This is a genomic window from Streptomyces sp. NPDC030021, from assembly GCF_055574035.1.
In genome coordinates, this window is sequence record NZ_JBVIAH010000017.1 from 196,279 (window position 1) to 220,265 (window position 23,987).

Annotated in this window: 28 protein-coding genes, 1 tRNA gene and 1 pseudogene; 14 read left to right on the forward strand and 16 right to left on the reverse strand. The window is 71.4% G+C overall.

What is annotated here, in order from left to right:
• The first annotated feature begins 50 nt into the window (after positions 1-50).
• From nhaA to ACZ4YL_RS29790, 4 genes are all read left to right on the forward strand, one after another.
• Positions 51-1,484, forward strand: a complete 1,434-nt coding sequence (gene nhaA / locus ACZ4YL_RS29775; RefSeq protein ID WP_468120834.1) for a Na+/H+ antiporter NhaA — start codon at positions 51-53, stop codon at positions 1,482-1,484.
• A gap of 64 nt (positions 1,485-1,548) precedes the next feature.
• Entirely contained in the window at positions 1,549-2,007 is a 459-nt protein-coding gene (locus tag ACZ4YL_RS29780; protein WP_030010122.1) for a phage holin family protein, read from the forward strand.
• Complete coding sequence (locus ACZ4YL_RS29785; protein ID WP_030010121.1) at positions 2,004-2,963, forward strand: alpha/beta fold hydrolase; 960 nt, start codon at positions 2,004-2,006, stop codon at positions 2,961-2,963. The genes ACZ4YL_RS29780 and ACZ4YL_RS29785 overlap by 4 nt, the downstream gene beginning before the upstream one ends.
• Positions 2,964-3,159: 196 nt before the next feature.
• Complete coding sequence (locus tag ACZ4YL_RS29790; RefSeq protein WP_189743888.1) at positions 3,160-3,333, forward strand: hypothetical protein; 174 nt, start codon at positions 3,160-3,162, stop codon at positions 3,331-3,333.
• Positions 3,334-3,354: 21 nt separating this feature from the next.
• Here ACZ4YL_RS29790 and ACZ4YL_RS29795 read toward each other — a convergent pair whose 3' ends face one another.
• The 3 genes from ACZ4YL_RS29795 to nth all read right to left on the reverse strand — a co-directional run bounded on the left by ACZ4YL_RS29795 (position 3,355) and on the right by nth (position 6,297).
• A complete protein-coding gene (locus tag ACZ4YL_RS29795) occupies positions 3,355-4,557 on the reverse strand; it encodes a MarP family serine protease (protein WP_468120837.1) in 1,203 nt (400 codons plus the stop codon).
• 13 nt (positions 4,558-4,570) lie between these two features.
• Positions 4,571-5,293 carry an NUDIX hydrolase gene (locus tag ACZ4YL_RS29800; RefSeq protein WP_468120838.1) on the reverse strand — a complete coding sequence of 241 codons (723 nt, stop codon included), beginning with the start codon at positions 5,291-5,293 and terminating at the stop codon, positions 4,571-4,573.
• Between the two features lie 155 nt (positions 5,294-5,448).
• Entirely contained in the window at positions 5,449-6,297 is an 849-nt protein-coding gene (nth, locus tag ACZ4YL_RS29805; RefSeq protein ID WP_468120840.1) for an endonuclease III, read from the reverse strand.
• Positions 6,298-6,566: 269 nt separating this feature from the next.
• Here nth and ACZ4YL_RS29810 point away from each other — a divergent pair, with 269 nt between their 5' ends.
• Positions 6,567-7,241 carry a Crp/Fnr family transcriptional regulator gene (locus ACZ4YL_RS29810; RefSeq protein WP_003981529.1) on the forward strand — a complete coding sequence of 225 codons (675 nt, stop codon included), beginning with the start codon at positions 6,567-6,569 and terminating at the stop codon, positions 7,239-7,241.
• Between the two features lie 150 nt (positions 7,242-7,391).
• Complete coding sequence (locus tag ACZ4YL_RS29815) at positions 7,392-8,198, forward strand: nucleotidyltransferase domain-containing protein (RefSeq protein WP_468120841.1); 807 nt, start codon at positions 7,392-7,394, stop codon at positions 8,196-8,198.
• Positions 8,199-8,263: 65 nt separating this feature from the next.
• On the opposite strand, the gene ACZ4YL_RS29820 is transcribed toward ACZ4YL_RS29815, so the two are convergent.
• From ACZ4YL_RS29820 to ACZ4YL_RS29840, 5 genes are all read right to left on the reverse strand, one after another.
• Positions 8,264-8,563, reverse strand: a complete 300-nt coding sequence (locus ACZ4YL_RS29820) for a hypothetical protein (protein WP_351147957.1) — start codon at positions 8,561-8,563, stop codon at positions 8,264-8,266.
• Positions 8,560-9,405: an MBL fold metallo-hydrolase gene (locus ACZ4YL_RS29825; RefSeq protein ID WP_030726710.1), complete on the reverse strand. Its 846-nt coding sequence runs from the start codon at positions 9,403-9,405 to the stop codon at positions 8,560-8,562. The genes ACZ4YL_RS29820 and ACZ4YL_RS29825 overlap by 4 nt, the downstream gene beginning before the upstream one ends.
• Positions 9,402-10,355, reverse strand: coding sequence for an NUDIX hydrolase (locus ACZ4YL_RS29830; protein ID WP_468120843.1), 954 nt, complete (start codon positions 10,353-10,355; stop codon positions 9,402-9,404). The genes ACZ4YL_RS29825 and ACZ4YL_RS29830 overlap by 4 nt, the downstream gene beginning before the upstream one ends.
• Positions 10,356-10,530: 175 nt before the next feature.
• Positions 10,531-11,001 (reverse strand): RidA family protein, encoded by a 471-nt coding sequence (locus ACZ4YL_RS29835; RefSeq protein ID WP_030726704.1) that lies wholly within the window; start codon positions 10,999-11,001, stop codon positions 10,531-10,533.
• Positions 10,998-11,159, reverse strand: coding sequence for a DUF4177 domain-containing protein (locus ACZ4YL_RS29840; protein WP_007264966.1), 162 nt, complete (start codon positions 11,157-11,159; stop codon positions 10,998-11,000). Before ACZ4YL_RS29840 ends, ACZ4YL_RS29835 begins: the two co-directional genes overlap by 4 nt.
• A 242-nt stretch (positions 11,160-11,401) precedes the next feature.
• Here ACZ4YL_RS29840 and bagA point away from each other — a divergent pair, with 242 nt between their 5' ends.
• The gene (gene bagA / locus ACZ4YL_RS29845; RefSeq protein WP_468120845.1) at positions 11,402-12,385 is read left to right on the forward strand and encodes an ATPase BagA; all 984 of its coding nucleotides are present in this window, start codon (positions 11,402-11,404) and stop codon (positions 12,383-12,385) included.
• A gap of 23 nt (positions 12,386-12,408) precedes the next feature.
• Positions 12,409-13,731: an ATPase BagB gene (gene bagB / locus ACZ4YL_RS29850; RefSeq protein WP_468120869.1), complete on the forward strand. Its 1,323-nt coding sequence runs from the start codon at positions 12,409-12,411 to the stop codon at positions 13,729-13,731.
• A gap of 29 nt (positions 13,732-13,760) precedes the next feature.
• On the opposite strand, the gene ACZ4YL_RS29855 is transcribed toward bagB, so the two are convergent.
• Complete coding sequence (locus ACZ4YL_RS29855) at positions 13,761-14,111, reverse strand: WhiB family transcriptional regulator (RefSeq protein WP_030009547.1); 351 nt, start codon at positions 14,109-14,111, stop codon at positions 13,761-13,763.
• A 385-nt stretch (positions 14,112-14,496) separates the two neighbouring features.
• Between ACZ4YL_RS29855 and ACZ4YL_RS29860 the strand changes: the two genes are divergently transcribed.
• The gene (locus tag ACZ4YL_RS29860; RefSeq protein WP_468120847.1) at positions 14,497-16,794 is read left to right on the forward strand and encodes a transglycosylase domain-containing protein; all 2,298 of its coding nucleotides are present in this window, start codon (positions 14,497-14,499) and stop codon (positions 16,792-16,794) included.
• A 112-nt stretch (positions 16,795-16,906) separates the two neighbouring features.
• Here ACZ4YL_RS29860 and ACZ4YL_RS29865 read toward each other — a convergent pair whose 3' ends face one another.
• The gene (locus ACZ4YL_RS29865; protein ID WP_468120849.1) at positions 16,907-17,368 is read right to left on the reverse strand and encodes a GatB/YqeY domain-containing protein; all 462 of its coding nucleotides are present in this window, start codon (positions 17,366-17,368) and stop codon (positions 16,907-16,909) included.
• Positions 17,369-17,436: 68 nt separating this feature from the next.
• On the opposite strand from ACZ4YL_RS29865, the gene ACZ4YL_RS29870 reads away from it, so the two are divergent.
• The 3 genes from ACZ4YL_RS29870 to ACZ4YL_RS29880 all read left to right on the forward strand — a co-directional run bounded on the left by ACZ4YL_RS29870 (position 17,437) and on the right by ACZ4YL_RS29880 (position 19,208).
• The gene (locus tag ACZ4YL_RS29870) at positions 17,437-18,375 is read left to right on the forward strand and encodes a metallophosphoesterase (RefSeq protein ID WP_468120850.1); all 939 of its coding nucleotides are present in this window, start codon (positions 17,437-17,439) and stop codon (positions 18,373-18,375) included.
• Between the two features lie 12 nt (positions 18,376-18,387).
• Positions 18,388-19,095, forward strand: coding sequence for a Pr6Pr family membrane protein (locus tag ACZ4YL_RS29875; RefSeq protein ID WP_468120852.1), 708 nt, complete (start codon positions 18,388-18,390; stop codon positions 19,093-19,095).
• A 39-nt stretch (positions 19,096-19,134) separates the two neighbouring features.
• Positions 19,135-19,208 (forward strand) — tRNA-Pro (locus ACZ4YL_RS29880).
• Positions 19,209-19,285: 77 nt separating this feature from the next.
• Here the strand turns inward: ACZ4YL_RS29880 and ACZ4YL_RS29885 are convergent.
• Positions 19,286-19,621, reverse strand: a pseudogene (locus ACZ4YL_RS29885) (tyrosine-type recombinase/integrase); the annotation flags it as partial.
• 25 nt (positions 19,622-19,646) lie between these two features.
• On the opposite strand from ACZ4YL_RS29885, the gene ACZ4YL_RS29890 reads away from it, so the two are divergent.
• Positions 19,647-19,772, forward strand: coding sequence for a hypothetical protein (locus ACZ4YL_RS29890; RefSeq protein ID WP_468120854.1), 126 nt, complete (start codon positions 19,647-19,649; stop codon positions 19,770-19,772).
• 25 nt (positions 19,773-19,797) lie between these two features.
• Here ACZ4YL_RS29890 and ACZ4YL_RS29895 read toward each other — a convergent pair whose 3' ends face one another.
• Positions 19,798-20,397 carry an SgcJ/EcaC family oxidoreductase gene (locus ACZ4YL_RS29895; protein WP_468120856.1) on the reverse strand — a complete coding sequence of 200 codons (600 nt, stop codon included), beginning with the start codon at positions 20,395-20,397 and terminating at the stop codon, positions 19,798-19,800.
• Positions 20,398-20,492: 95 nt separating this feature from the next.
• Between ACZ4YL_RS29895 and ACZ4YL_RS29900 the strand changes: the two genes are divergently transcribed.
• Positions 20,493-20,993, forward strand: a complete 501-nt coding sequence (locus tag ACZ4YL_RS29900) for a MarR family winged helix-turn-helix transcriptional regulator (protein ID WP_468120857.1) — start codon at positions 20,493-20,495, stop codon at positions 20,991-20,993.
• 23 nt (positions 20,994-21,016) lie between these two features.
• Here the strand turns inward: ACZ4YL_RS29900 and ACZ4YL_RS29905 are convergent, their stop codons facing one another.
• The 4 genes from ACZ4YL_RS29905 to codA form a co-directional block, all read right to left on the reverse strand.
• The gene (locus tag ACZ4YL_RS29905; RefSeq protein WP_468120858.1) at positions 21,017-21,295 is read right to left on the reverse strand and encodes a hypothetical protein; all 279 of its coding nucleotides are present in this window, start codon (positions 21,293-21,295) and stop codon (positions 21,017-21,019) included.
• Positions 21,296-21,400: 105 nt separating this feature from the next.
• The gene (locus tag ACZ4YL_RS29910) at positions 21,401-21,922 is read right to left on the reverse strand and encodes a DUF5956 family protein (protein ID WP_468120860.1); all 522 of its coding nucleotides are present in this window, start codon (positions 21,920-21,922) and stop codon (positions 21,401-21,403) included.
• Positions 21,923-21,975: 53 nt separating this feature from the next.
• Positions 21,976-22,572, reverse strand: a complete 597-nt coding sequence (locus ACZ4YL_RS29915; RefSeq protein WP_468120861.1) for an HD domain-containing protein — start codon at positions 22,570-22,572, stop codon at positions 21,976-21,978.
• A 6-nt stretch (positions 22,573-22,578) separates the two neighbouring features.
• Positions 22,579-23,880, reverse strand: a complete 1,302-nt coding sequence (codA, locus tag ACZ4YL_RS29920; RefSeq protein ID WP_468120862.1) for a cytosine deaminase — start codon at positions 23,878-23,880, stop codon at positions 22,579-22,581.
• Between the last annotated feature and the right edge of the window lie 107 nt (positions 23,881-23,987).

A 23,987-nucleotide genomic window follows, 5' to 3' on the forward strand; every position in this document is an offset into this window, starting at 1 on the left:
GGCAATGAGCTTCGCCATGCCGTCCAACCGCCCCCCGGAGGTGTCCCCTCGTGGCCGCGCCCAGCCCCACCGACCACAAGAGCCCCAAGCTGCTCGGCCGCCTCTCATTGCCCGAGCTCCGCTTCGTCGGCGATGCCCTGCGCACCGAGACCGTCGGCGGCGTATTGCTGCTCGTGGCCGCGATCGCCGCCCTCCTGTGGGCGAACATCCCCGCCATCTCGGAGAGCTACGCCGAGGTCCGGTCCTTCCACATCGGCCCCGCCTCCCTCGGCCTGGACCTCTCGCTCCAGCACTGGGCGGCCGACGGACTCCTCGCCATCTTCTTCTTCGTCGCCGGCATCGAGCTCAAGCGCGAGCTCGTCGCGGGCGATCTGCGCGATGCCAGAGCGGCCGCGCTCCCGGTGATCGCCGCCCTGTGCGGCATGGCCGTACCCGCACTGGTCTACGTACTCGTCAACATCGTGGGCAACGGCTCCACGGACGGCTGGGCCGTCCCGACCGCCACCGACATCGCCTTCGCGCTCGCCGTCCTCGCCGTCATCGGCACCTCGCTGCCGTCGGCCCTGCGCGCCTTCCTGCTGACCCTCGCGGTCGTCGACGACCTCTTCGCCATCCTGATCATCGCGGTGTTCTTCACCAGCGAGATCGACTTCCTCGCGCTCGGCGGCGCGTTCGTGGGCCTCGCCCTCTTCTGGTTCCTGCTCCGCCGGGGTGTCCACGGCTGGTACGTCTACGTTCCCCTCGCCCTGGTCATCTGGGGCCTGATGTACAACAGCGGTGTCCACGCCACCATCGCCGGCGTCGCCATGGGCCTGATGCTGCGCTGCACCTGCCAGGACGGCGAGCGGCAGTCCCCCGGCGAGCACATCGAGCACCTGGTCCGGCCGATTTCGGCCGGTCTCGCCGTACCCCTCTTCGCCCTCTTCTCCGCCGGTGTCTCCCTCTCCGACAAGGCCATTGCCCAGGTCTTCACCCGGCCCGAGACCCTCGGCGTGGTGCTCGGCCTCGTCATCGGCAAGACGGTGGGCATCTTCGGCGGCACCTGGCTGGCCGCCCGCTTCACCAAGGCCGAGCTCAACGAGGACCTCGCCTGGCCGGACGTGCTCGCCGTGGCCTCGCTCGCCGGCATCGGCTTCACGGTCTCCCTCCTGATCGGCGAACTCGCCTTCACCGACGACCCGGTCCTCACCGACGAGGTCAAGGCGGCCGTCCTGATCGGCTCCCTGATCGCCGCCGTGGTCGCGTCCGTCATGCTCAAGCTCCGCAACCGCACGTACCGGGCGCTCATCGAGGCCGAGGAGCGCGACGAGGACCACGACGGCATCCCGGACATCTACGAGGAGCACAACCCCGCGTACCACCTGCGGATGGCCAAGATCTACGAGGACCGGGCCGCGGAACACCGCCGCAAGGCCGAGAAGGAGTCCGCCACCTCGCTCCAAACCGCGGCCGGGTCCACCACCGACGGCGACCGTCCGGCATGATCTGACAGACGACGCAGGACAGACAGCCGTGCCGACCGGCAGCAGACGACAGAGGGAGAGAGCGATGAGCGCAGTGGACCAAGAGGCGCAGGGAGCCGAGCTCACACTCGGCCAGCTGGTCGCCTCGGCCACCGCCGAGATGTCCGCGCTGGTGCACGACGAGATCGCCCTCGCCAAGGCGGAGATCCGCGAGGACGTCAAGCGCGTGGGCAGCGGATCCGCCTCCATCGCCGCCGCAGGAGTGTTCGCGGTCTTCTCCCTCCCGGTGCTGACCTTCGCCGCGGCATACGGGATCCACAACCTCGGGCTCGGGCTCGCGTGGTCCTTCCTCATCGTCGGCAGCGCGTTCCTGCTGATCGCTGGCGTGCTCACGCTGATCGCCGTACGGAAGTTCAAGAAGGTCAAGCCGCCGGAGAAGTCCATCGCCTCCGTCAAGCAGACCGCCGCGCTGGTCGGGACCGTCAAGCCGCACCCCCGGCCGGTGAGTGACAAGGCTGTGGGTGTGGCACGCTCGTCCTCATGACAGCGCCCACGCCGGACTCCAGCGTTCCTCCCACGGCTGCCACGGCGGTACGGCTCGACCTCCCCGGCGGGCAGGCGGTGACGCACCGGGACGTCGCCGCGAACGGCGCCCGCTTCCACGTCGCCGAGCTCGGTGACGGGCCGCTGGTGCTGCTGCTCCACGGCTTCCCGCAGTTCTGGTGGACCTGGCGGCACCAGATGACCGCGCTCGCCGACGCCGGGTACCGGGCGGTCGCGATGGACCTGCGCGGGGTGGGCGGCAGCGACCGCACCCCGCGCGGCTACGACCCCGCGAACCTGGCGCTCGACATCACCGGAGTCGTACGGTCCCTCGGCGAGCCGGACGCCGCGCTCGTCGGGCACGACCTGGGCGGGTACCTCGCCTGGACGGCGGCCGTGATGCGGCCCAAGCTGGTGCGCCGGCTCGTGGTCTCCTCCATGCCGCATCCGCGCCGCTGGCGCTCGGCGATGCTGTCGGACTTCGGGCAGACCCGGGCGAGTTCACACATCTGGGGCTTCCAGCGGCCGTTCGTTCCCGAGCGGCAGCTCGTCGCCGACGGCGGGGCGCTCGTAGGGGAGCTGATCCGGGACTGGTCGGGTCCGCGGCCGCCCGAGGACGAGGATCTGGCCGTGTACCGGCGGGCCATGTGCATCCCGTCCACCGCGCACTGCTCGATCGAGCCGTACCGCTGGATGATGCGGTCGATGGCGCGGCCCGACGGGATCCAGTTCAACCGGCGGATGAAGCGTCCGGTGCGGGTGCCGACGCTGCATCTGCACGGCTCGCTCGACCCCGTGATGCGTACGCGCAGCGCGGCCGGTTCCGGGGAGTACGTCGAAGCCCCGTACAGGTGGCGGCTGTTCGACGGGCTCGGGCACTTCCCGCACGAGGAGGACCCGGTCGCCTTCTCGTCAGAGCTGGTGAACTGGCTCAAGGACCCCGAGCCGGACCGCTGACGCGACGGCCGGCCGCCCGCCGCCGGACGGGCCGCCGGACGGGCCGCGGAACGGACACGTACCCGGCGACCGCCCTCTGAAGAGGCGGGAGTTCGATCGTGCGCTTGTCTTACGAGCATTCAATTGCCTGGCGCATAGGCCAATTGGCCGCCCCTGACGGGATTACGGACCTTGGGCCACGGGCAGAGCTCGGAGTATGAGCTGGACGCACGACTACGGTGACACCGCGCACGAACGCCGCTCGGCAGCTACGCCGGGCACCCACGAGAGGGCCGGCCGGCACGGCCACGACCCCCGCCTCGGGATTCCGCTCATCCTGCGCCGACGGGCCCGCTGGGTCTCCGCGCGCCTGCGCCATCCACGGACGTAGGGACCCGGCGGGAGCGGCGTCTCAGAGCGCGCAGCCCTGGCTGTCGACCCGGCGTACGGCGTCCTTGCCGACCCGGATGTCGTCGCGGATCTCGTCCACCGTCAGCACATAACCGGTGTTGGGGTCGTCGAGGGACTTCGCGAAGACGACTCCGTACACCCTGCCGTCGGGCGTCAGCAGCGGACCGCCGGAGTTGCCCTGGCGGACCGTCGCGTACAGCGAGTAGACGTCCCGTCGGACCGTACCCCGGTGGTAGATGTCCGGGCCGTTGGCGTTGATCCGCCCGCGGACACGGGCCGACCTGACGTCGTACCCGCCGTTCTCCGGGAAGCCGGCGACGATCGCGTCGTTGCCGCTCGCCGCGTCCTTCTCGGAGAACTCCAGCACCGGGGCCTTCAGCTTCGGCACGTCCAGGACGGCGATGTCGCGCGCCCAGTCGTAGAGCACGACCTTGGCGTCGTACAGCCTGCCCTCGCCGCCGATCTGCACGGTCGGCTCGCTGACCCCGCCGACGACATGCGCGTTGGTCATCACCTTGCCGGGCGCGAAGACGAAGCCCGTGCCCTCCAGCACCTTGCTGCAGCTGGGCGCGGTACCGACGACCTTCACGATCGAGCGCTTCGCCAGCTCGGCGACGGGGCTGCTGGCGAGCGTCGGATCGGGCGCCTTCACCTCGGTGATGGGCTCGTTGGAGAACGGGCTGAACACCTGGGGGAAGCCGTTGCGCGCGAGGGTGGAGCTGAAGTCCGAGAACCAGGTGTCCGCCTGGTCGGGCAGCACCCGCGACACGCCGAGGAGGACCTTGGAGTTACGGACCTCCTTGCCCACGCTGGGCAGGGCGGTCTGGGCCACCAGCAGCCCGATCAGCCATGCCACGAGCAGCATCGCGACCACGTTGACCAGGGCACCGCCGGTCGCGTCGAGCGCGCGCGCCGGCGACCAGGTGATCTTGCGGCGGAGTCTGCTCCCGAGATGGGTGGTCAGGGCCTGGCCGATCGAGGCGAAGATGATGATCACGACCACGGAGATCACGACGACCGTGGTGGACACCTGGGTGCCGTTGTCCGTCACCCGGTCCCAGATCAGCGGGAGCAGGGACACGGCGAGGAGACCACCGCCGAGGAAGCCGATCACCGACAGGATGCCGACGACGAACCCCTGGCGATAGCCGACGATCGCGAACCATACGGCGGCGAGCAGCAACAGGATGTCCAGCACGTTCACGTGGGCCACCGTCTCATGCGCGCCAGTCGAGTGGGACCTGCCGTGAGCGGTCCCACGGACGCTCCCAGCCCGCGAAGTGCAGGATCCGATCGATCACCCCGGCGGTGAAACCCCAGACCAGAGCCGATTCGACGGTGAATCCCGGCCCCAGGTGGCCGCTCGGATGAACGGTCATGACCCGGTGTTCGGGATCCGTGAGATCGGCCACGGGAACCGTGAAGACCCGCGCCGTCTCGGCGAGGTCCACGGCTCCGACCGGGCTGGGGTCGCGCCACCAGCCGAGCACCGGGGTCACGACGAACTCGCTGACCGGGATGTAGAGCCGGGGCAGCACGCCGAAGAGCTGCACACCGGAAGGATCAAGTCCGGTTTCCTCCTCGGCCTCGCGCAGCGCGGCACGCAGGGGGCCGGTGGTGTGCGGATCGCCGTCCTCCGGATCCAGCGCGCCGCCGGGGAAGGACGGCTGGCCCGCGTGCGAGCGCAGGGTGCCGGCGCGCTCCATCAGGAGCAGCTCGGGGCCGCGGGCGCCCTCCCCGAAGAGGACGAGCACGGCGGACTGCCGCCCGCGACCGTCCTCGGGCGGCAGGAACCGGCTCAGCTGCCCCGGCTGGACGGACCGGGCCGCCTCGACGACGGGGTCGAGCCATACGGGCAGGCCGTCGGTGGTGACGGCCGGGCCGCCGCCCTCGCGGGCTCCCACCGTGGTTCCGGTCTCGTCCCGTGTACCGCGCGTCATAGGCACCTCTGTCCGCGTCGTCCTGTCCAGCGCCGTCTCCCACACCACAAACGCGGTCCGGGTACCGAATCGTTCCTAACTCCCCGAGTCCACAGGTCTTCACGCCCCCACGCACCCGCGTCCCCACCCCCCGCACCGCCGCCTCCGGGCACCCGCTACGGCGCCGCCACGGCCCCGCCCAGCGGCGGGGCCGGGAGGCCCGGGTAGTCCGGGGGCGGGGTCAGCCGCTGGCCCGGCTGGCCGCCCTTCTCGTACTTGAGCAGCTTCTTCGCCTTCTCCGGGTCGGTCTCGCCCTCCCCGTACGCCGGGCAGAGCGGGGCGATCGGGCAGGCCCCGCAGGCGGGCTTGCGCGAGTGGCAGATCCGGCGGCCGTGGAAGACGACCCGGTGCGAGAGCATCGTCCACTCGCTCTTCGGGAAGATCGCACAGATCTCCGCCTCGACCTTCTCCGGGTCCTCCTGCTCGGTCAGCTTCCAGCGGCGCACCAGCCGGCCGAAATGGGTGTCCACCGTGATCCCCGGGACACCGAACGCATTGCCGAGGACCACGTTCGCGGTCTTGCGGCCCACTCCGGGCAGCGTCACCAGGTCCTCGATCCGGCCCGGCACCTCCCCGCCGAAGTTGTCCCGCAGGGCCTGCGAGAGGCCGAGCAGGGACCTCGACTTGGCCCGGAAGAACCCGGTCGGCCGGATCAGCTCCTCCAGATCCTCGGGGGCGGCCGCGGCCATGTCCTCGGGGGTCGGGTAGGCCGCGAAGAGGGCCGGGGTCGTCTGGTTCACCCGAAGGTCGGTGGTCTGCGCGGACAGCACCGTCGCGACGAGCAGCTCGAAGGGATTGCGGAAGTCGAGCTCCGGATGGGCGTACGGATAGATCTCGGCCAGCTCGCGGTTGATGCGCCGCGCCCTGCGCACCATGGCCAGGTGCGATTCCGGCTTGGCCGGCTTCGGTTTCTTGGCCGAAACTTTGCCCTGTGGGGTGGCCGCGACCCTCGCGGGCGTCTTCACTGGGACATGTTCGCCCACGGCAGAATTTGGGGGCTCCGTCACTCCGGCGGACCCCTTGGCCTGTGCTCTCACCGGCTTATTGGACACCCGGCCAGCCTAAGGCCGACCGCTGACACCCGCCCGGACCTCAGGTAACACCACTCCGATTGGCCTCTCGCCGCACAGCACGCCCGTCCGTCCGGCATCCTTGTGATTGATCGCACTGTTTGAGCCGTCCGGCAAAATGGGGAGCACGGTCCCCTGAGCTGGTCGACATAGGAGAGAGACTCGTGGACGACGTTCTGCGGCGCGCCCCGCTCTTCGCGGCGCTCGATGACGAGCAGGCCGCGGAGCTCCGCGCCTCCATGGGCGAGGTGACCCTCGCACGCGGTGACGCCCTGTTCCACGAGGGCGACCCCGGCGACCGGCTGTATGTCGTGACCGAGGGCAAGGTGAAGCTCCACCGCACCTCCCCCGACGGCCGCGAGAACATGCTGGCCGTCCTCGGCCCCGGCGAGCTGATCGGCGAGCTGTCGCTCTTCGACCCGGGCCCGCGCACCGCCACCGCCACCGCGCTGACCGAGGTCAAGCTCCTCGGCCTCGGCCACGGTGACCTCCAGCCTTGGCTCAACGCCCGGCCCGAGGTCGCGACCGCGCTGCTGCGCGCCGTCGCCCGCCGTCTGCGCAAGACCAACGACCAGATGTCCGACCTGGTCTTCTCCGACGTTCCCGGCCGTGTGGCGCGGGCGCTCCTCGACCTGTCGCGCCGCTTCGGCGTGCAGTCGGAGGAGGGCATCCACGTGGTGCACGACCTCACGCAGGAGGAGCTGGCCCAGCTCGTCGGCGCCTCGCGCGAGACCGTGAACAAGGCCCTGGCCGACTTCGCGGGCCGCGGCTGGCTGCGCCTGGAGGCGCGTGCGGTCATCCTGCTCGACGTGGAGCGCCTCGCGAAGCGCTCCCGCTGACGCCGGCCACAGCCGTTCGAAGGGGTCCTGCCCGACCGGGCAGGGCCCCTTGGCGTTTCCCGGGCGCGACAAGCACCCGCGGAGCCCGGTCCGGCCGACGCACGGCGTTCGGTCCGCCGCCCCGGGCGGGCGGCCGGGCACAGTGGAGCCATGGGGCACAGAGGGCTGGACGCGTACGGGTACTTCGAGCGGGAGGGGTCCCTCGGGCGGGTGCAGAGCGGGTTCAAGGGCGTCGTGGCGGCCGCGCGGGCCCGGACCGCCGAGGCGTACGGCCGACGGCTGCACAGCGCGTACCTCTACGGGTCCGTGCCGCGGGGGACGGCCCGGCCCGGGCGGTCGGACCTGGACCTGCTGCTCGTACTGCACCACGAGCCCTCCGACGAGGACCGGGACACCGCCGAGGTGCTCGCCCGCGGGCTCGACGAGGACTTCCCGGAGGTCGACGGGGTCGGCATCCTGCTCTGGGACAAGGTCGCCGTGCTGAGCGAGGCGGAACGATTCGACCTGGGCTGGTTCCTCGCCTGCCTGTGCACCCCGCTGCTCGGCGCGGACCTGGCCGAGCACCTGCCGCGCTACCGCCCGGACAGCCTGCTCGCCCGCGAGACCAACGGCGACCTGGCCGACCTGCTGCCCGGGTGGCGGACGCGGGTGCGGGAGGCGTCCACCCCGGAGGAGTACCGGAAGCTGAGCCGCCGCTTCTCCCGGCACCTGGTGCGCACCGCCTTCACGCTGGTCATGCCGCGGTGGGGCGGCTGGACCAGCGACCTCGGCGAGTCCGCGGAGATCTTCGGCATGTACTACCCGGAACGCGCGGCGCAGCTGGAGGCCGCGGCCGCCGTCGCACTGGATCCCGTCGCGGACCCGGAGGTCCTGCGCGGTTACGTCGAGGACCTCGGGCCGTGGCTGGCGGACGAGTACACGGCCCGGCACGGCACGAAGACGCCGCGCCAGGGCTGAACGCCGGGGGCGGCGGCCCCAGCGGCTCCGGCGGCCCCGGGACGGCTCGGGCGGCCCGCGCCCGCTCAGGCCTTCTCGGCCTCGGCAAGGGCGTCGACGGCCAGCTTGGCCTCTGCCAGGCCCGCGCCGGTGATCCGGCGGTACTCCTTGATCGCCGAGATCTGCCGGTCGGCCCTCAGATGGGCCCGTACCTCGTCCATCCCGGCCGGCTCCGGCTCCTCGATGCCGAAGTGGTCCAGCACCAGGGCCAGGCGGCGCTCCATGCGGTCCGCCTTGTTCTGGAGGCTCTGCACCCGGAGGGTCACCGTCGAGGTGATCCATCCGGCCGTCGCAACCAGCATGACCAGTAGGAACACGGTGTTCATTCAGGCCCTCCCGGGATCAGTCCGTGATCTTGAAGGTACTCCAGCTGCGCCCGGACGGACCATTCCGCGGCCGGCCACAGGGAGCGGTCCACGTCCGCGTAGACCTGGGCGACGACCGCCTCCGGGGTCAGGCAGCCGTTCTCGACGGCGGTCTCGACCTGGGCGAGGCGGTGCGCGCGGTGGGCCAGGTAGTACTCGACGGCGCCCTGCGCGTCCTCCAGGACCGGCCCGTGGCCCGGCAGGACGGTGTGCACCCCGTCGTCCACGGTGAGCGAGCGCAGGCGGCGCAGGGAGTCCAGGTAGTCGCCGAGGCGGCCGTCGGGGTGGGCGACGACGGTGGTGCCGCGGCCCAGGATGGTGTCGCCGGTCAGCACGGCCCGGTCGGCGGGCAGGTGGAAGCAGAGCGAGTCGCTGGTGTGGCCCGGGGTCGGCACCACGCGCAGCTCCAGCCCGCCCGTCCGGATCACGTCCCCGGCGGCCAGGCCCTCGTCGCCGAGGCGCAGGGCCGGATCCAGGGCGCGGACCTTCGTACGGGTGAGCTCGGCGAAGCGGCCTGCGCCCTCGGCGTGGTCCGGGTGGCCGTGGGTGAGCAGGGTGAGGGCGATCCGCTTGCCCGCCTGCTCGGCGGTGGCGATGACCGCCCGCAGGTGTATGTCGTCCAGTGGGCCGGGATCGATCACGACGGCGAGGTCGGATCCGGGCTCGGACACCAGCCAGGTGTTGGTGCCGTCGAGGGTCATCGCGGAGGCGTTGGGAGCCAGGACGTTCACCGCGCGGGCGGTCGCGGGCCCGGAGGTGACCACTCCGCGGGGCTGTCCGGGCAGTGCGGCGGCGTCGGTCATGCGGGGCCTCCGGGACCAGCGGGATCGGCGGGACCTGCAGGATCGGCGGGACCTGCGGGACGTCCGGGGCGGACGCGCTTGGTGAACTCGTCGTGCCCCGGCCAGCTGAGCACCAGCTCGCCGTCCTCCAGCGTGGCCTGGGCCAGCACCGGGGCGAGGTCCTGCTCGGCCGCGGCGGCGAGCGCGCCCCCGGCGCTCCCGTAGGGCTCCAGCGACCGCAGCGTGGAGATGGTCGGCGGCATCATCAGCAGCTCGCCCTTGTCGTATCCGGCGGCCGCGTCGGCCGGGCGGATCCACACGGTCCGGTCGGCCTCGGTGGAGGCGTTGCGGGTGCGCTGGCCCTCGGGGAGGGCGGCGACGAAGAACCAGGTGTCGTAACGGCGCGGCTCGAACTCGGGGGTGATCCAGCGCGCCCAGGCCCCGAGCAGGTCGGAACGCAGCCGCAGGCCGCGGCGGTCGAGGAACTCCGCGAAGGACAGCTCCCGCGCCACCAGCGCCTGCCGGTCGGCCTCCCAGTCGTCGCCGGTGGTGTCACCGACGATCTCGTCCGGGGTCTGTCCGGCGAGCAGGACGCCCGCCTCCTCGAAGGTCTCCCGTACGGCGCCGCAGACGATGGCCTGGGCGGTGAGGGGGTCGGTCCCGAGCCGGGCCGCCCAGTTCTCCCGGGAGGGCCCCGCCCAGCCGACCTGGTGCTCCTCGTCGCGGGGATCGACCCCGCCGCCCGGATAGGCGTACGCGCCCCCGGCGAAGGCCATGGAGGCTCGCCTGCGCAGCATGTGCACGGCGGGACCGTCGGGGGTGTCGCGCAGGAGCATCACGGTGGCGGCGCGCCGCGGCTCCACCGGGACGAGCGAGCCGTCCGCGAGCGCGCGGATGCGGTCGGGCCACTCCGGCGGGTACCACTGGCCTCCGGCGGGGGGCTGCTGCTGACCATGCTGACCATTCGGCATGGCCGGATGCTACGGCCATCCGGCTCGATGTTCGAGGGTCACCCGTCCCGGTGGCCGACACGGGCGGCCGGCCCGGGTGGCCGGCACGGGCGATCCGGCCGCCCGGAGGCACCACGCGGGACGGGCCGGGAATCGCGCGGTGCGCGACCCGGCCCGTCCCGGCGGAAGCGAGAGGTCAGGCTCCGGCGACCAGTTCCACCTGGATCTCGACCTCGACCGGCGCGTCCAGCGGCAGGACCGCCACGCCGACCGCGCTGCGGGCGTGGACGCCCTTCTCGCCGAGGACCTCGCCCAGCAGCTCGCTCGCACCGTTCAGCACGCCCGGCTGGGCCGTGAAGTCGGGGGCGGAGGCGATGAAGCCGACGACCTTCACGACACGCGCGATCTTGTCGAGGTCACCGACGACGGACTTGACGGCGGCCAGGGCGTTCAGCGCGCAGATCGCCGCCAGCTCCTTGGCCTGCTCCGCCGAGACCTCGGCGCCGACCTTGCCGGTGATCGGCATGCTGCCCTTGACCATCGGGAGCTGACCCGCGGTGAAGACGTACGAGCCCGACCGCACGGCGGGCTGGTACGCGGCCAGCGGCGGGACGACGCCCGGGAGCGTCAGGCCGAGCTCGGCCAGCTTCGCCTCTACAGCGCTCATGCCTTCTCCCGCTTGAGGTAGGCCACGAGCTGCTCGGGGTTGTTCGGGCCGGGCACGACCTGGACGAGCTCCCAGCCGTCCTCGCCCCAGGTGTCCAGGATCTGCTTGGTGGCGTGAACCAGCAGCGGGACCGTCGCATATTCGAACTTCTTGGTCATGGGAGCGAGGGTAGTGCCTGTCGTGCGGGGCGCATGCCGCCCCCGGAACCGACGGCCGGACACCTCACCCGGGCAGGCGCCGGACCACCCCGGCACGGACCCGGGCACGGACCCCGACCGGACCCCGACCGGATCCGGACCGGGCCCATCCGGCACGGACGTAACGGAGCTCACCCCCGAACACTCCGGCAGAACCACCCGGCACCACCGGAGTCGAACCCGAGGAATTAGGCTCGGACGCTGTGAGCAGGCTCCAGGTGGTCAGCGGCAAGGGCGGCACCGGCAAGACCACGGTCGCCGCAGCACTCGCGCTTGCCCTCGCACGCGAGGGCGGCCGGACTCTTCTGGTGGAGGTCGAGGGCAGGCAGGGGCTCGCGCAGCTCTTCGGCGCCGAGGCACTCCCCTACGAGGAACGGAAGATCGCCGTGGCGCCCGGCGGGGGCGGTGAGGTCTACGCGCTCGCCATCGACGCCGAACGGGCGCTGCTGGACTACCTCCAGATGTTCTACAAGCTCGGCTCGGCCGGCCGCGCGCTCAAGAAGCTCGGCGCCATCGACTTCGCGACGACCATCGCTCCCGGGCTGCGCGACGTGCTGCTGACCGGCAAGGCGTGCGAGGCGGTGCGGCGCAAGGACAGGACCGGCCGGTACGTCTACGACCACGTGATCATGGACGCGCCGCCGACCGGGCGGATCACCCGGTTCCTGAACGTCAACGACGAGGTGGCGGGCCTGGCCCGGTTCGGGCCGATCCACAACCAGGCCCAGGCCGTCATGAAGGTCCTCAAGTCCCCCGAGACCGCCGTGCACCTGGTCACCCTCCTGGAGGAGATGCCCGTCCAGGAGACCGCGGACGGCATCGAGGAACTGCGCCGGGCCGGACTGCCCGTCGGGCGGGTCGTCGTCAACATGGTCCGGCCGCACCACCTGGACGAGGACACCCTGCGCACCGCGGCCGGCGACCACCGCGCCGAGGTGGCGAAGTCGCTGTCCCGGGCGGGCCTCGGCGGCGCGCGGCGCGGCGGGCTGGCCGAGCGGCTGGTGGACCCGCTGCTCACCCAGGCGGCCGAGCACGCGAGCCGGGTGGAGCTGGAGCGCGCGCAGCGCGCCGCACTGGCGGGGCTGGACCTGCCGACGTACGAACTGCCCCTGCTCGGCGCGGGGATGGATCTGGCCGGGCTGTACGCGCTGGCCAAGGAATTGCGGAAGCAGTCGGTGGCCGAATGAGCGAGGGGGTGGACACCGTGAGCATGGACACTCCGCCGCGGCTGGCGGTCGACCGGCTGTTGGACGACCGGGAGACCCGGATCATCGTGTGCTGCGGCGCGGGCGGGGTCGGCAAGACCACCACGGCCGCGGCGCTCGGCGTACGGGCGGCCGGGCGCGGGCGCAAGGCCGTCGTGCTCACCATCGACCCGGCGCGGCGGCTCGCGCAGTCGATGGGGATCGACTCGCTGGACAACACCCCGCGGAAGGTGGAGACCGTAGGCGCGGGGGACGGCGAACTGCACGCCATGATGCTGGACATGAAGCGGACCTTCGACGAGATCGTCGAGGCGCACGCGGACGGCGAGCGGGCCAAGGCCATCCTCGCCAACCCCTTCTACCAGTCGCTGTCGGCCGGCTTCGCGGGCACGCAGGAGTACATGGCGATGGAGAAGCTGGGGCAGCTGCGGGCCCGGGACGACTGGGACCTGATCATCGTCGACACCCCGCCGAGCCGGTCCGCGCTGGACTTCCTGGACGCGCCGAAGCGGCTCGGGTCCTTCCTGGACGGGAAGTTCATCCGGGTGCTGATGGCTCCGGCGAAGGTGGGCGGCCGAGCCGGGATGAAGTTCCTGAATGTCGGCATGTCGATGATGACCGGCACCCTCAGCAAGCTGATGGGGGCCTCGCTGCTGAAGGACGTCCAGACCTTCGTGGCCGCGATGGACACGATGTTCGGCGGCTTCCGCACGCGCGCGGACGCGACCTTCCGGCTGCTCCAGGCTCCCGGCACGGCCTTCCTGGTGGTCGCCGCGCCCGAGGCGGACGCCCTGCGCGAGGCGGCGTACTTCGTGGAACGGCTGGCCGCGGAGAGCATGCCGCTGGCCGGTCTGGTACTGAACCGGGTGCACGGCAGTGGCGCCGACCAGCTGTCCGCCGAGCGGGCGTTGGCCGCCGCAGAGAATCTTGAAGAAGGCGGCATTGTCGATCAGGAGTCCGGGAAAGCTGGACTTCGTGACTCGGGCGCGGAACCCAAGGGAACCGCGGAGACCGCCGGGTCCGCCGAGACTGCGCAGACCGCACACGGCACACGGACCACCCAGACCGCGAACCCTCCCGAGACAGGCTCCCCCGGCACCGAAGGCGATACCGCGGTCGTCGACCGGATCACGGCAGGCCTGCTGCGCCTGCACGCGGAACGAATGCAGGTGATCGCGCGTGAGCAGCGCACACGCGATCGCTTCACCTCACTCCACCCCGAGGTGGCGGTGGCGGAGGTGGCTGCCCTGCCCGGCGATGTGCACGACCTCGCCGGGCTACGGGCCATCGGAGAACGACTCGCGGCCGGGGTACCGGCCGGAGCGTAGGCGTTCGTACGTCGTGGCGGCCGTGTGATCTACCCGGCTGCCGCGTATGTCTCGTACGACACGTCGATCTCCGCGTCTGCATCCATGGTGAGGATGCCCGTACTGCGCTCGTACTCCGTGCGTGCGGTTTCAAGCAGCCGTCGCCACGAGGTGACGGTGGGACGCCGGCGCAGCAGCGCACGCCGTTCCCGCTCGGTCATTCCGCCCCATACGCCGAACTCGACACGGTTGTCGAGCGCGTCGGCCAGGCACTCGGTCCGCACCGGACATCCGGTGCACACCGCCTTGGCCCTGTTCTGTGCCGCTCCTTGAACGAATAGTTCATCCGGATCGGTAGTGCGGCAGGCTGCCTGCGCACTCCAGTCGGTAACCCAGCCCATCCCGGCGCCGTCCTCTCCCGAATCGAGGCTCCCCCACGGCGGTAGCGGCATATTCACCGCTGCCAGTTGAGGACGTTACGGAAGGCGGGCACAGTGCAACACCCCCGACGGGCCCAATCTTGAATGGTCCGAACGGACTATGGGTAAGCGGCAGATCACCCGACGGAGTGATCCGGCGACATGCCCGACCATTGCGGCAATTCGGGTGCAATCGTCGGTTCTACTTCAGCAGAGGGGCAAGATTCGGACATGTGTCCACCCCATTCGGGAAGGGTGAAAATCAAGCCGAGGGGTTGATGTCGCACCACACTGCTGTGACAGTTGGGGACAGCTTAGGCCAAGGCATTCGCGTGTGTCCGGCGAATGAGAACGTAGGCTGCCCCCTATGGGAAAGAAGCGCTCGGGCGGCGGGCTCACGGGGAGCCAGCAGGCCGCCAAGTTCCTCGGAGTGTCCGTCCTCTCCGGGGTTGTACTGGCCGGCATGGCGATTCCGGCCGTAGGCGCCCTGGGCCTGGCGGCCAAGGGGACGGTCGAGGGATTCGATGAGATCCCGGCCAATCTCAAGACCCCGCCGCTGAGCCAGCGGACCACGATTCTGGACGCCGAGGGTGGCTTGATCGCCACCGTCTATTCGCGCGACCGTCAGGTGGTCCCGCTCACGGCGATCTCCCCGTACATGCAGAAGGCGATCGTCGCCATCGAGGACTCGCGTTTCTACGAGCACGGCGCGGTCGACCTCAAGGGCATCCTGCGCGCGGTCAACCGCAACGCGCAGGAAGGCGGCGCCGCACAGGGCGCCTCCACCCTCACCCAGCAGTACGTGAAGAACGTGTTCGTCGAAGAGGCCGGCGACGACGAGACCAAGGTGCGCGAGGCCCAGGAGAAGAGCCTCGGCCGCAAGATCCGCGAGCTGAAGTACTCGATCCAGGTCGAGGAGGAGCTCGGGAAGAAGAAGATCCTCGAGAACTACCTCAACATCACCTACTTCGGGCAGCAGGCGTACGGAATCGAATCCGCCGCCCAGCGCTACTTCAGCAAGCCGGCCAAGGACCTGGCGCTGGAGGAGTCCGCGCTGCTCGCGGGCGTCGTGCAGTCGCCGAGCCGGTACGACCCGGTGAACGACGCGCAGGAGGCGACGAAGCGCCGCAACATCGTCCTGCAGCGGATGGCCGACACCAAGGACGTCTCGCAGGCGGAGGCCGACGCGGCGAAGGCGAAGCCGGTCACCCTCAAGGTGACCAAGCCGAAGAACGGCTGCATCACCGCCGTCAAGGGCGCGGGCTTCTTCTGCGACTACGTGCGCAACTCGTTCCTGACCGACACGGCCTTCGGCAAGACGCGCGAGGACCGGGCGAAGGTCTGGAACCAGGGTGGCCTGACGGTACGCACCACCCTGGACCCGCAGTCGCAGGACGCGGCCAACGAGTCGATCAAGGACCACGTCTACCAGGAGGACTCGATCGCGACGGCTGTGACCATGGTCCAGCCGGGCACCGGCCGGGTGCTGGCGATGGGTCAGTCCAAGCCGTACGGCTTCGGGAAGAACGAGACGCAGATCAACTACTCCGTGGACAAGCGGATGGGCGGCTCGAACTTCGGCTTCCAGGTCGGCTCGACCTTCAAGCCGTTCATCGCGGCGGCCGCCATAGAGCGGGGCATGCCGGCGACCAAGGTGTACCAGGCGCCGAACAAGATCGACTATCCGACGCCGATCTCCAAGTGCGACGGCACGCAGTGGCTGAACCTGCCGATCGACGGCAAGATTCAGACGGCGAAGAACGAGACCGAGGACGAGATCGGGCCGTACGCGCTGCGGACGGCGATGGAGAAGTCCATCAACACGTACTTCGTCGAGATGATCGGCGAGATCGGCCTCTGCCCGGTGACGGAGATGACGCAGAAGCTCGGCGTGGTCCCGGCCGACGGCTCCAAGATCCCCGAGGCCCCGTCGATCGCGCTGGGCTCCGCCGAGCTCTCCCCGCTGACGATGGCCAACGCGTACGCGACCTTCGCCAACCGCGGTGTCTACTGCACGCCCGTCGCCATCGAGTCGATCACCGACGCGCACGGCAAGGCACTCGCCGTGCCCAAGTCCAAGTGCGACCGGGCGATGTCCACCGAGACGGCCGACACCATCAACACCCTGCTGCGCGGAGTGGTCGACTCCGGTACCGGTGAGCGCGCCGGTCTGAGCGACCGCGACAGCGCCGGCAAGACCGGTACGACGGACTCCCGCTACAACGCCTGGTTCGTCGGCTACACGCCGAACGTCTCCGGCGCGGTGTGGGTCGGCTCGGGCGGCGCGAAGAAGATCACGATGGAGAACATCGTGATCGGCGGCAAGCCCTTCGAGAAGGTCTTCGGTGGCGGTCTGCCCGGCCCCATCTGGAAGGACGCGGTCAGCGGCGCCCTCTCCGGCCGCGAGTCGGGGAACTTCGTCACGGTCGGCATCCCGGAGCCGACCGTCCCCTCCGGCGGCCCGCGCGGCAACAAGCCGCCCACGACCCCGACCCGGCCCGGCAAGCCCGGCGGTGACGGCAAGCCCGGCGGCCGGCCCGGCGGTCAGAACGGCGGAAACAACGGAGGTGCCACGGGCGCCACGGGCGACGTCGAGCCGCAGCCCCCGTTCCCCGGGATCTCGATCGACCCGAACACCGGCGGCGTGATCGGCGGCCGCGACTGACCGGTGGCGGTCAGCGGGTCAGCGGGTCAGCTATCGCCGCACGGCACGACATGCGAAAGGGGGAGGGCCCCGGCCGACCGGCCGGGGCCCTCCCCCTTTGCGCTTCGCGGTCCTACGAGAGCTGCTGCTTGACGACGGCGGCGACCCGCCCGCCATCCGCCAGCCCGGCGACCTTCGGGTTCACGATCTTCATGACGGCACCCATGGCACGCGGCCCCTCGGCGCCCGCGGCCTTGGCCTCCGCGACGGCCTGCGCCACGATCGCGACGAGCTCGTCGTCGCTGAGCTGCTTGGGCAGGTACGTGTCGAGGAACTCGCCCTCCGCGGTCTCGCGCGCGGCCTGCTCGGGACGGCCGCCCTGGGCGAAGGCCTCCGCGGCCTCGCGGCGCTTCTTCGCCTCCTTGGCGATCACCTTGAGGACTTCCTCGTCGGAGAGCACACGTGCCTCCTTGCCCGCGACCTCCTCCTTGGTGATGGCGGAGAGGGTCAGGCGCAGCGTGGACGAGTGGAGCTCGTCGCGCGCCCTGATGGCGGTCGTGAGGTCTTCCTGGAGCTTGGCCTTGAGCGTGGTCATGCAGGTGAGTCTGCCAGGTGCGGGGGCAGTGGCGCTCACTGGTTTTCCCGGTCTGCGACGATGGGTCCATGCGTGCGCGTTACGGAGTACCCCTGAAGGCGGCTGCCGGAATCGCTGCGGTGGGGGCCGCGGGTGTGGCCTATGCCGCCGGTTTCGAGGCGCGGTCCTTCCGCCTGCGCCGGGTCACGGTGCCTGTCCTTCCCCAGGGGATGCGCCCGCTGCGCGTGCTCCAGGTCTCCGACATCCACATGGTCGGCGGACAGCGCAAGAAACGTGCCTGGCTGCAGTCCCTGGCCGGCCTGCGCCCCGACTTCGTCGTGAACACCGGCGACAACCTCTCCGACACCGAAGGCATCCCCGAGCTGCTCGACGCGCTCGGCCCCCTGATGTCCTTCCCGGGTGTGTACGTCTTCGGGTCGAACGACTACTACGGGCCGCGGCTGCGCAACCCCGGGCGCTACCTGCTGGAGAAGGCGCAGGGCCGGCACGGGCTGAACGGCAACAAGCCGGTCGTCGGCGCCGTCCACAACCCGTGGGAGGAAATGCGGGACGCCTTCGACGCGGCCGGCTGGCTGAACCTCACCAACACCCGGGCGCGGCTGAAGCTGGACGGCCTGGAACTGGCCTTCACCGGGCTCGACGACCCGCACATCAAGCGGGACCGCTACGCGAGCGTCGCCGGCGGCCCGGAGGCGGACGCGGACTTCTCGATGGCGGTGGTGCACGCCCCGTACCTGCGCGTCCTGGAGTCCTTCACGGCCGACCGGTACCCGCTGATCCTCGCGGGCCACACCCACGGCGGGCAGCTGTGCATCCCCTTCTACGGGGCGCTCGTCACCAACTGCGACCTGGACACGGAGCGGGTGAAGGGGCTCTCCACGCACGAGGCGGAGGGCAATCGCGCGTACCTGCACGTCTCGGCCGGCTGCGGCACCAACCGGTTCACCCCGGTCCGCTTCGCGTGCCCGCCGGAGGCGACGCTCCTGACGCTGACCCCGAAGGGGTAATACGCTGCCGGGATGACCACCCCGTCGCGCCTCGTCCCGGTGGTGTTCCGCGCCCTGGTCTGTGCCGCGGCCGTGGTGGGGCTGGTCATCGAGTGCGTGTACGGGAGCGTGCCCGTCGTCCTGAGCTACTTCACGATCTGGACGAACATCCTGGTCGCGGTCGTCCTCGGCCTGTCCGCCGCGCGCGCCTGGCGGCGCCGGCCCGACGTCGCTCCCCTCTACCGGGGCGGCGTCCTCCTGTTCATCCTGATCACCGGGCTCGTCTTCCACCTGGTCCTCGCCAACCCGTCGAGCCCCTTCAACGTCGTCGCGGACCTCGACCGGCTGACCGGCGCCAAGGCCGTGGCCAACCAGCTCCTCCACACGGTCACCCCGGCCGGCGCCCTGCTGGACTTCCTCCTCCTCACGACCCCGCGCACCCTGCGCCCGCGCCACGCCGCCCTGTGGCTGGCCTACCCGCTGACCTACGTGGCCTTCGCGCTGGTCCGCGGCGCCCTGCTCACCCCGGGCACCGCGCGCCGGTACACGTACCCCTTCATCGACGCGGCCCGGTACGGCTACGCCCAGGTGACCCTGAACGCGCTGGTCCTGGGCGCGGCCTTCTACGCACTCGGCCTCGCCCTGGTCACGGCGGACCGCTTCCGCCCGACGCCTCCCCTCGCCCCGCGACCGCTCCGCGAAAACCGGATTTCGTCTCCGGCGAGAGGTCCGCTAAAGTAATCGATGTCGCCAGGGCAGCAAGCGCTGCAAGGCGGCGATCGGGGTGTAGCGCAGCTTGGCAGCGCGCTTCGTTCGGGACGAAGAGGTCGTGGGTTCAAATCCCGCCACCCCGACTTCGTAGTAGCAGATCAGAGGCACCTAGGAACGTTCCTAGGTGCCTCTCCTGTTTGCTGAGTGACTAACTGGGTGACTACGGCTTCGGATCGACCTTAAAGATGTCGTCCATGGCGGTCGCCCCCGTCTGGATCACCGGACGGATCTGCTTCCGGTAGACCTCCTCCGTGACGGCCGTACCGGAGTGCCCGACCAAGCGCGAGATCTCTTCGATCGGGATCCCGTTGTCCGACAGCAGCGACATAAAGCTGTGCCGCGGCTCGCGTGGCGTCCACTCCTTCGCGTCGACTCCCTCGGCGCCGACGATGGCCTGGCGGAACGCGCGTCGAACGCTGGTGGAGTCCAGCTCCGTGCCTACGGCGGAGGCGAACACGAGGCCCTGCTCCTGCCACTCCTCCCCCGCCGCGAGGCGGATGCGCCGAGGCTACTGCTGTGGGATGGGCGGCGAATGGGGGCCCGACCTGGTGTGCGCGTGCGGGGCGGTCATCGCCACCGTCTGCTCGGACTGCCACCAGGTCCGGGAGCTGAGGCTGCAGCCGGGCGCCGTCGAGCGCTGCGATTGACCGGGCTTGCCCGCGGTGCGCGGGGTCACCTCTCCGCCTTCGGGGCCGTCGCGGGCGAGTAGAGGAAGGAGAAGCGCTCCATCACGTTGCGGCGCTGGGTGTTGTGGAAGGCGGCGATGCGCCAGGTGCCGTCGGTGTCGCGGACCAGGGTGTACGTCTGGACCTTGGAGAGCTCGGTGGGGCCGGGCTTCGCGCCCGTGTAGTCGTCGCCGCGGCCGGTCAGGATGGCGGCGTCGGTTCCGAGGAAGCGCAGGTCGAGGAAGGTCGCCGCGAGTGCGGTGCCCTTGACGAAGTCCTTGAAGAGCGCGCGGTGGCCTTCGGTGATGTCGGAGCGGCCCTCGTAGTGGCTGCCGATGTAGGTGGTGTAGGTGGCGTTCTCGGTGAACAGGCCGCCGTACGCGTCCGCGTCGCCGCGGGCCCAGGCGGTGGTGAGGGCGTCGATGGTGGCGCAGATGGCCTCGCCGTCGGCGCGGTTCGCGCCCGCCGGTATGACATCCGCGCAGGTTTCCGTGCCGGTGCGCCGGACGTCGGAGGTGGTGTCGAGGTAGAGGTACGCACCGCCGGCGCCGAGGGCGAGGAGGGCGGCGGTGACGAGGGCGGCGCGCTTGAGGGTCCTGGTGTTCATGGGGTGCCTCTCGGTCGACGGGTACGCGCGGATGACGGCCGCCGCCGCGTTGATTACACTGACGCAGCAACTGCACGCATGCATTATCTGCATGCATGCAGATAAATGACAAGGGGAGGTTCGCGATGGCGGAGCAGGACGACCGGCGTGCGGTCTTTCGGGACTACGTCGACGCCGTGGGGCTGCACGGCATGGCGGGCGCGGAGGCGGCGGGCCTCCAGGCGTCCGAGTGGTACGCGCTCAGCCGGATCACCCTGGCCGGCGGGCTCACCTCCGGCGAGCTCGCGGCCGGGACGGGGCTCACGACGGGGGCGACGACACGGCTGATCGACCGGCTGGAGCGTGCGGGGTACGTACGACGCACCGCCGACCCCGGCGACCGGCGCAAGGTCGTGGTCGAGGCCGTGCCCGGAGCGCTGGCGCAGGTCGAGGCCGCCGTGGGGCCGGCCCGGAAGCGGATCGGCGAGGTGCTCGCCGGGTACTCGCCGGAGCAGCAGGAACTGCTCTTCGACTACTTCAGGCGCGCGGCCCCCGCGTTCCGGGAGGCGACGGAGGAGATCCGGTCCGCGACGCAGGAGCGCAAGGGCAGCCGGTAGTCGGCAGTCGGTAGCCGCCGCCGTCAGTAGGGGCGGGGGGACATGATGTGCGGCTCGATGGCCGGGGCCTCGAAGATGCAGCGGGGTACACCCGGCCCGGGCGTCGCGCGGACGGAGACCTGTGTCGGCGGATCCGTCGGCAGCTCGACGTGCACGGTCACGGGGTGGTCGTCGTGCGTCGTGGCGTGTCCGGTCTCCTTGCCGTCGACCATTACCTCCACGACGGCGGTGTGCCCGGTCTGGACCGTGGCACTGACCGAGTGCCCGTCGTGGTCGATGTGGAAGTGATGGCGCCGACCCATGAGATCGCCTCCCGGCAGTACCCCCTCACAACCAGGGTAGCCATGGGAGCCCGGGACGGCCCTGTCGTGACCGCGCGCACCCTCGGCGTGCGGTGGTGGGGGGCTCTACTCCTCGGTGGCGGCGAGCCCGGCGAGCCCGGCAAGTTCGGCCCGGGCCAGGGCGAGGAAGGCCGCGGAGGGCCGGGCCGGCACGGCGCGCGCCTCGGCCAGGTCGTCCAGGTGGTCGAGGAGCGCGCCGAGGGCGGTGAAAGGGCCGACCGGGCTGAGCAGCCACAGGCGCCCCCGCGGGCGGGGCGGGAGCCCGAGCCCGGCGAGGGCCTCGTCGGCCTCGTGGTCGAGATCCCGGAGATCGGGCTCGGGCAGCGGGGCGCACTCCACGCCGGTGATGTGGCCGTGGCCGTCGAGGGCGGTGTCCACCGCCCAGTGGGTGGACCGGTCGGGGATCCAGGTACGGGCCGCGGGAGGCCAGACGTACGGGAGGAACACCCAGCGCAGGTCCTCGGGAGCCGGCTCCCAGCCGAGCACCTCCAGCTCCCGCATCTCCGGCAGCCGGTCCGGCTCCAGTTCGCTGCGGCCGGTGCGGCGCAGTGCGAGCGGGTGCGGTGTTCCGTCCTCGTCCCACGACATGCGGGCACGTTATCCGACACCGTGACCGATATGCGTGACCCCCGCGTACGGGGCTACGCCCGCGGCCGGTCCAGCGGGTTGGCGGCGATCCGGCCGGCCGCGCCGCCGGCCACGTACGCGGCCGCCGCGCAGTCGGGCTTGCGTACGGCCTGGTCCTCGACCAGCGCGAGGAACGCGGCGCCGAAGTCGCCCCGCGGGTACGCGGCGAGGAGATCGGCCGTGAAGGCGGGATCGAACTCGGCGACGCGCAGGCCCGACACGTCCGCGCTCGTACCGACCTGCAGCAGGTGGCTCTCCACGTCCTCGGCCGCGCCCACGTCGTCCCGCATGTGCAGGACGACGACCTCCTCGGCGCGCGCCCGGCGGGCCGCCGGCCAGCCCAGGCCCGCCGTCAGGACGCGCGCGACATGGCCGCCCGCCTCCTCGAAGGGCAGGGTGTGGCTGTCGAAGGGCGCGGTCAGGCCCAGATCGTGCACCAGGGCGCTGACGTAGAGGAGTTCCGCGTCGTACGCCAGCCCGTGCTGCTCCGCGTACCGGGCTCCGAAGGCGTAGGAACGGACCGAGTGGTTCAGGAGGGTCGTGTCCGCGTACTCCGAGGCGATCTCGAGAGCTGCGCGGGCCGATGCCGTGTCAAGCGTCCACGTCTTCATGGGGCGTCAGCGTAGGCGGCGGCCGAAGTCGATCTCGGACGGGGGCTCCCCCGGCCAGTTCAGCCGGGTCGGGGCGGGCGGGGTCTCGGCGAGGACGGTCCCGCGCGAGACGACGTACCGCGGGCGGACCTGGCGGCGGATCGCCTCCTCGGGCGACGGGGCCGGGAGCAGCACGAAGGAGGCGGGGGCGCCCGCGGTGATGCCGTACTCCGTCTCCGCGAGGCCGAGCACCCGCGCCGCACGCTCCGTCACCATCGAGAAGGCCAGCGGGATCTCGTCGGCGCCGGTGAGCTGGGCGGCGTACAGCCCGACGAGGGCGGTCTGCAGCGGGTTGGCGGTGCCCAGCGCGTTCCAGGGGTCCATCACGTCGTCGTGGCCGAAGGCCACGTTGACCCCGGCCGCCAGCATCTCCTTGACCTGGGTGAGACCGCGCCGCTTGGGATAGGCGTCGAAGCGGCCCTGGAGGCCCAGGTTGGCGAAGGGGTTGGAGACCAGGTTGATGCCGGAGCGGGCGAGCAGCCGCTGGAGTTTGAAGCTGTACGCGCCGTTGTAGGAGCCCATGGCCGTCGTGTGCGAGGCCGTGGCGCGCCCCCGCAGCCCCGAGCGCAGGGCCAGGGTGGCCAGTACCTCCACGAAGCGGGACTGCTCGTCGTCGATCTCGTCGCAGTGCGCGTCCACCCGCAGGCCGTGCTCCTCGGCCAGCGCGAAGGCCGTGTGCAGCGAGGCGAGGCCGTCCTCGCGGGTGTCCTCGAAGTGCGGGATCGCGCCGACGACGTCCGCCCCGCGGGCGACGGCCTCGCGCATCAGGCCCTCGCCGCCCGGGAAGGAGACGATGCCCTCCTGCGGGAAGGCCACGATCTGCAGGGTCATGAAGTCCCGCACCCGGTCGCGCACCTCCAGCAGCGCTTCCAGCGCGGTGAGGTCCGGGTCGGTGACGTCGCAGTGCGTCCGCACGTGCAGCACCCCGTGGGCGGCCTGCCAGCGCAGCACCTCGGTGGCCCGCGCGATCACGTCCTCGCGGGTGAGGGTCCGCTTGCGTTCGCTCCAGCAGGCGATGCCCTCCCACAGGGTGCCGGAGGCGTTGGGGCGGGGCTCGCCGGCGGTCAGCGCCGTGTCGAGGTGGATGTGCGGCTCGACGAAGGGAGGCGTGAGCAGGCCGCCGTGGGCCTCGATGAGGATGCCGGTGACCGGTGGTTCCTTCTGATCGTCGTACGGGACGACCCGCGCGATGCGGCCGTCCTCCGCGACCTCGACGTCGGACAGGCCGTGGGTGTGCAGCAGCCGGGCGCCCCGGACGATCATCCGCATGGCGCCAGCCTAGGGGGTGGGGGGGGGGGGGGGGGGGGGGGGGGGGGGGGGGGGGGGGGGGGGGGGGGGGGGGGGGGGGGGGGGGGGGGGGGGGGGGGGGGGGGGGG

What these genes read in the sequence shown, in the direction of transcription:
- ACZ4YL_RS29800 (WP_468120838.1), bottom strand. Translation starts at nt 5,293, where the DNA reads ATGACGCGCGGTACACGGGACGAGACCGGAACCACGGTGGGAGCCCGC.
- ACZ4YL_RS29900 (WP_468120857.1), top strand. Translation starts at nt 20,493, where the DNA reads ATGCAGATAAATGACAAGGGGAGGTTCGCGATGGCGGAGCAGGACGAC.
- ACZ4YL_RS29815 (WP_468120841.1), top strand. Translation starts at nt 7,392, where the DNA reads ATGGGGCACAGAGGGCTGGACGCGTACGGGTACTTCGAGCGGGAGGGG.
- ACZ4YL_RS29835 (WP_030726704.1), bottom strand. Translation starts at nt 11,001, where the DNA reads ATGAGCGCTGTAGAGGCGAAGCTGGCCGAGCTCGGCCTGACGCTCCCG.
- ACZ4YL_RS29870 (WP_468120850.1), top strand. Translation starts at nt 17,437, where the DNA reads ATGCGTGCGCGTTACGGAGTACCCCTGAAGGCGGCTGCCGGAATCGCT.
- ACZ4YL_RS29825 (WP_030726710.1), bottom strand. Translation starts at nt 9,405, where the DNA reads ATGACCGACGCCGCCGCACTGCCCGGACAGCCCCGCGGAGTGGTCACC.
- ACZ4YL_RS29865 (WP_468120849.1), bottom strand. Translation starts at nt 17,368, where the DNA reads ATGACCACGCTCAAGGCCAAGCTCCAGGAAGACCTCACGACCGCCATC.
- ACZ4YL_RS29905 (WP_468120858.1), bottom strand. Translation starts at nt 21,295, where the DNA reads ATGGGTCGGCGCCATCACTTCCACATCGACCACGACGGGCACTCGGTC.
- ACZ4YL_RS29780 (WP_030010122.1), top strand. Translation starts at nt 1,549, where the DNA reads ATGAGCGCAGTGGACCAAGAGGCGCAGGGAGCCGAGCTCACACTCGGC.
- ACZ4YL_RS29910 (WP_468120860.1), bottom strand. Translation starts at nt 21,922, where the DNA reads ATGTCGTGGGACGAGGACGGAACACCGCACCCGCTCGCACTGCGCCGC.
- ACZ4YL_RS29790 (WP_189743888.1), top strand. Translation starts at nt 3,160, where the DNA reads ATGAGCTGGACGCACGACTACGGTGACACCGCGCACGAACGCCGCTCG.
- bagB (WP_468120869.1), top strand. Translation starts at nt 12,409, where the DNA reads ATGGACACTCCGCCGCGGCTGGCGGTCGACCGGCTGTTGGACGACCGG.
- ACZ4YL_RS29890 (WP_468120854.1), top strand. Translation starts at nt 19,647, where the DNA reads ATGGGCGGCGAATGGGGGCCCGACCTGGTGTGCGCGTGCGGGGCGGTC.
- ACZ4YL_RS29840 (WP_007264966.1), bottom strand. Translation starts at nt 11,159, where the DNA reads ATGACCAAGAAGTTCGAATATGCGACGGTCCCGCTGCTGGTTCACGCC.
- ACZ4YL_RS29855 (WP_030009547.1), bottom strand. Translation starts at nt 14,111, where the DNA reads ATGGGCTGGGTTACCGACTGGAGTGCGCAGGCAGCCTGCCGCACTACC.
- ACZ4YL_RS29830 (WP_468120843.1), bottom strand. Translation starts at nt 10,355, where the DNA reads ATGCCGAATGGTCAGCATGGTCAGCAGCAGCCCCCCGCCGGAGGCCAG.
- ACZ4YL_RS29785 (WP_030010121.1), top strand. Translation starts at nt 2,004, where the DNA reads ATGACAGCGCCCACGCCGGACTCCAGCGTTCCTCCCACGGCTGCCACG.
- codA (WP_468120862.1), bottom strand. Translation starts at nt 23,880, where the DNA reads ATGCGGATGATCGTCCGGGGCGCCCGGCTGCTGCACACCCACGGCCTG.
- ACZ4YL_RS29820 (WP_351147957.1), bottom strand. Translation starts at nt 8,563, where the DNA reads ATGAACACCGTGTTCCTACTGGTCATGCTGGTTGCGACGGCCGGATGG.
- ACZ4YL_RS29895 (WP_468120856.1), bottom strand. Translation starts at nt 20,397, where the DNA reads ATGAACACCAGGACCCTCAAGCGCGCCGCCCTCGTCACCGCCGCCCTC.
- ACZ4YL_RS29860 (WP_468120847.1), top strand. Translation starts at nt 14,497, where the DNA reads ATGGGAAAGAAGCGCTCGGGCGGCGGGCTCACGGGGAGCCAGCAGGCC.
- ACZ4YL_RS29875 (WP_468120852.1), top strand. Translation starts at nt 18,388, where the DNA reads ATGACCACCCCGTCGCGCCTCGTCCCGGTGGTGTTCCGCGCCCTGGTC.
- ACZ4YL_RS29915 (WP_468120861.1), bottom strand. Translation starts at nt 22,572, where the DNA reads ATGAAGACGTGGACGCTTGACACGGCATCGGCCCGCGCAGCTCTCGAG.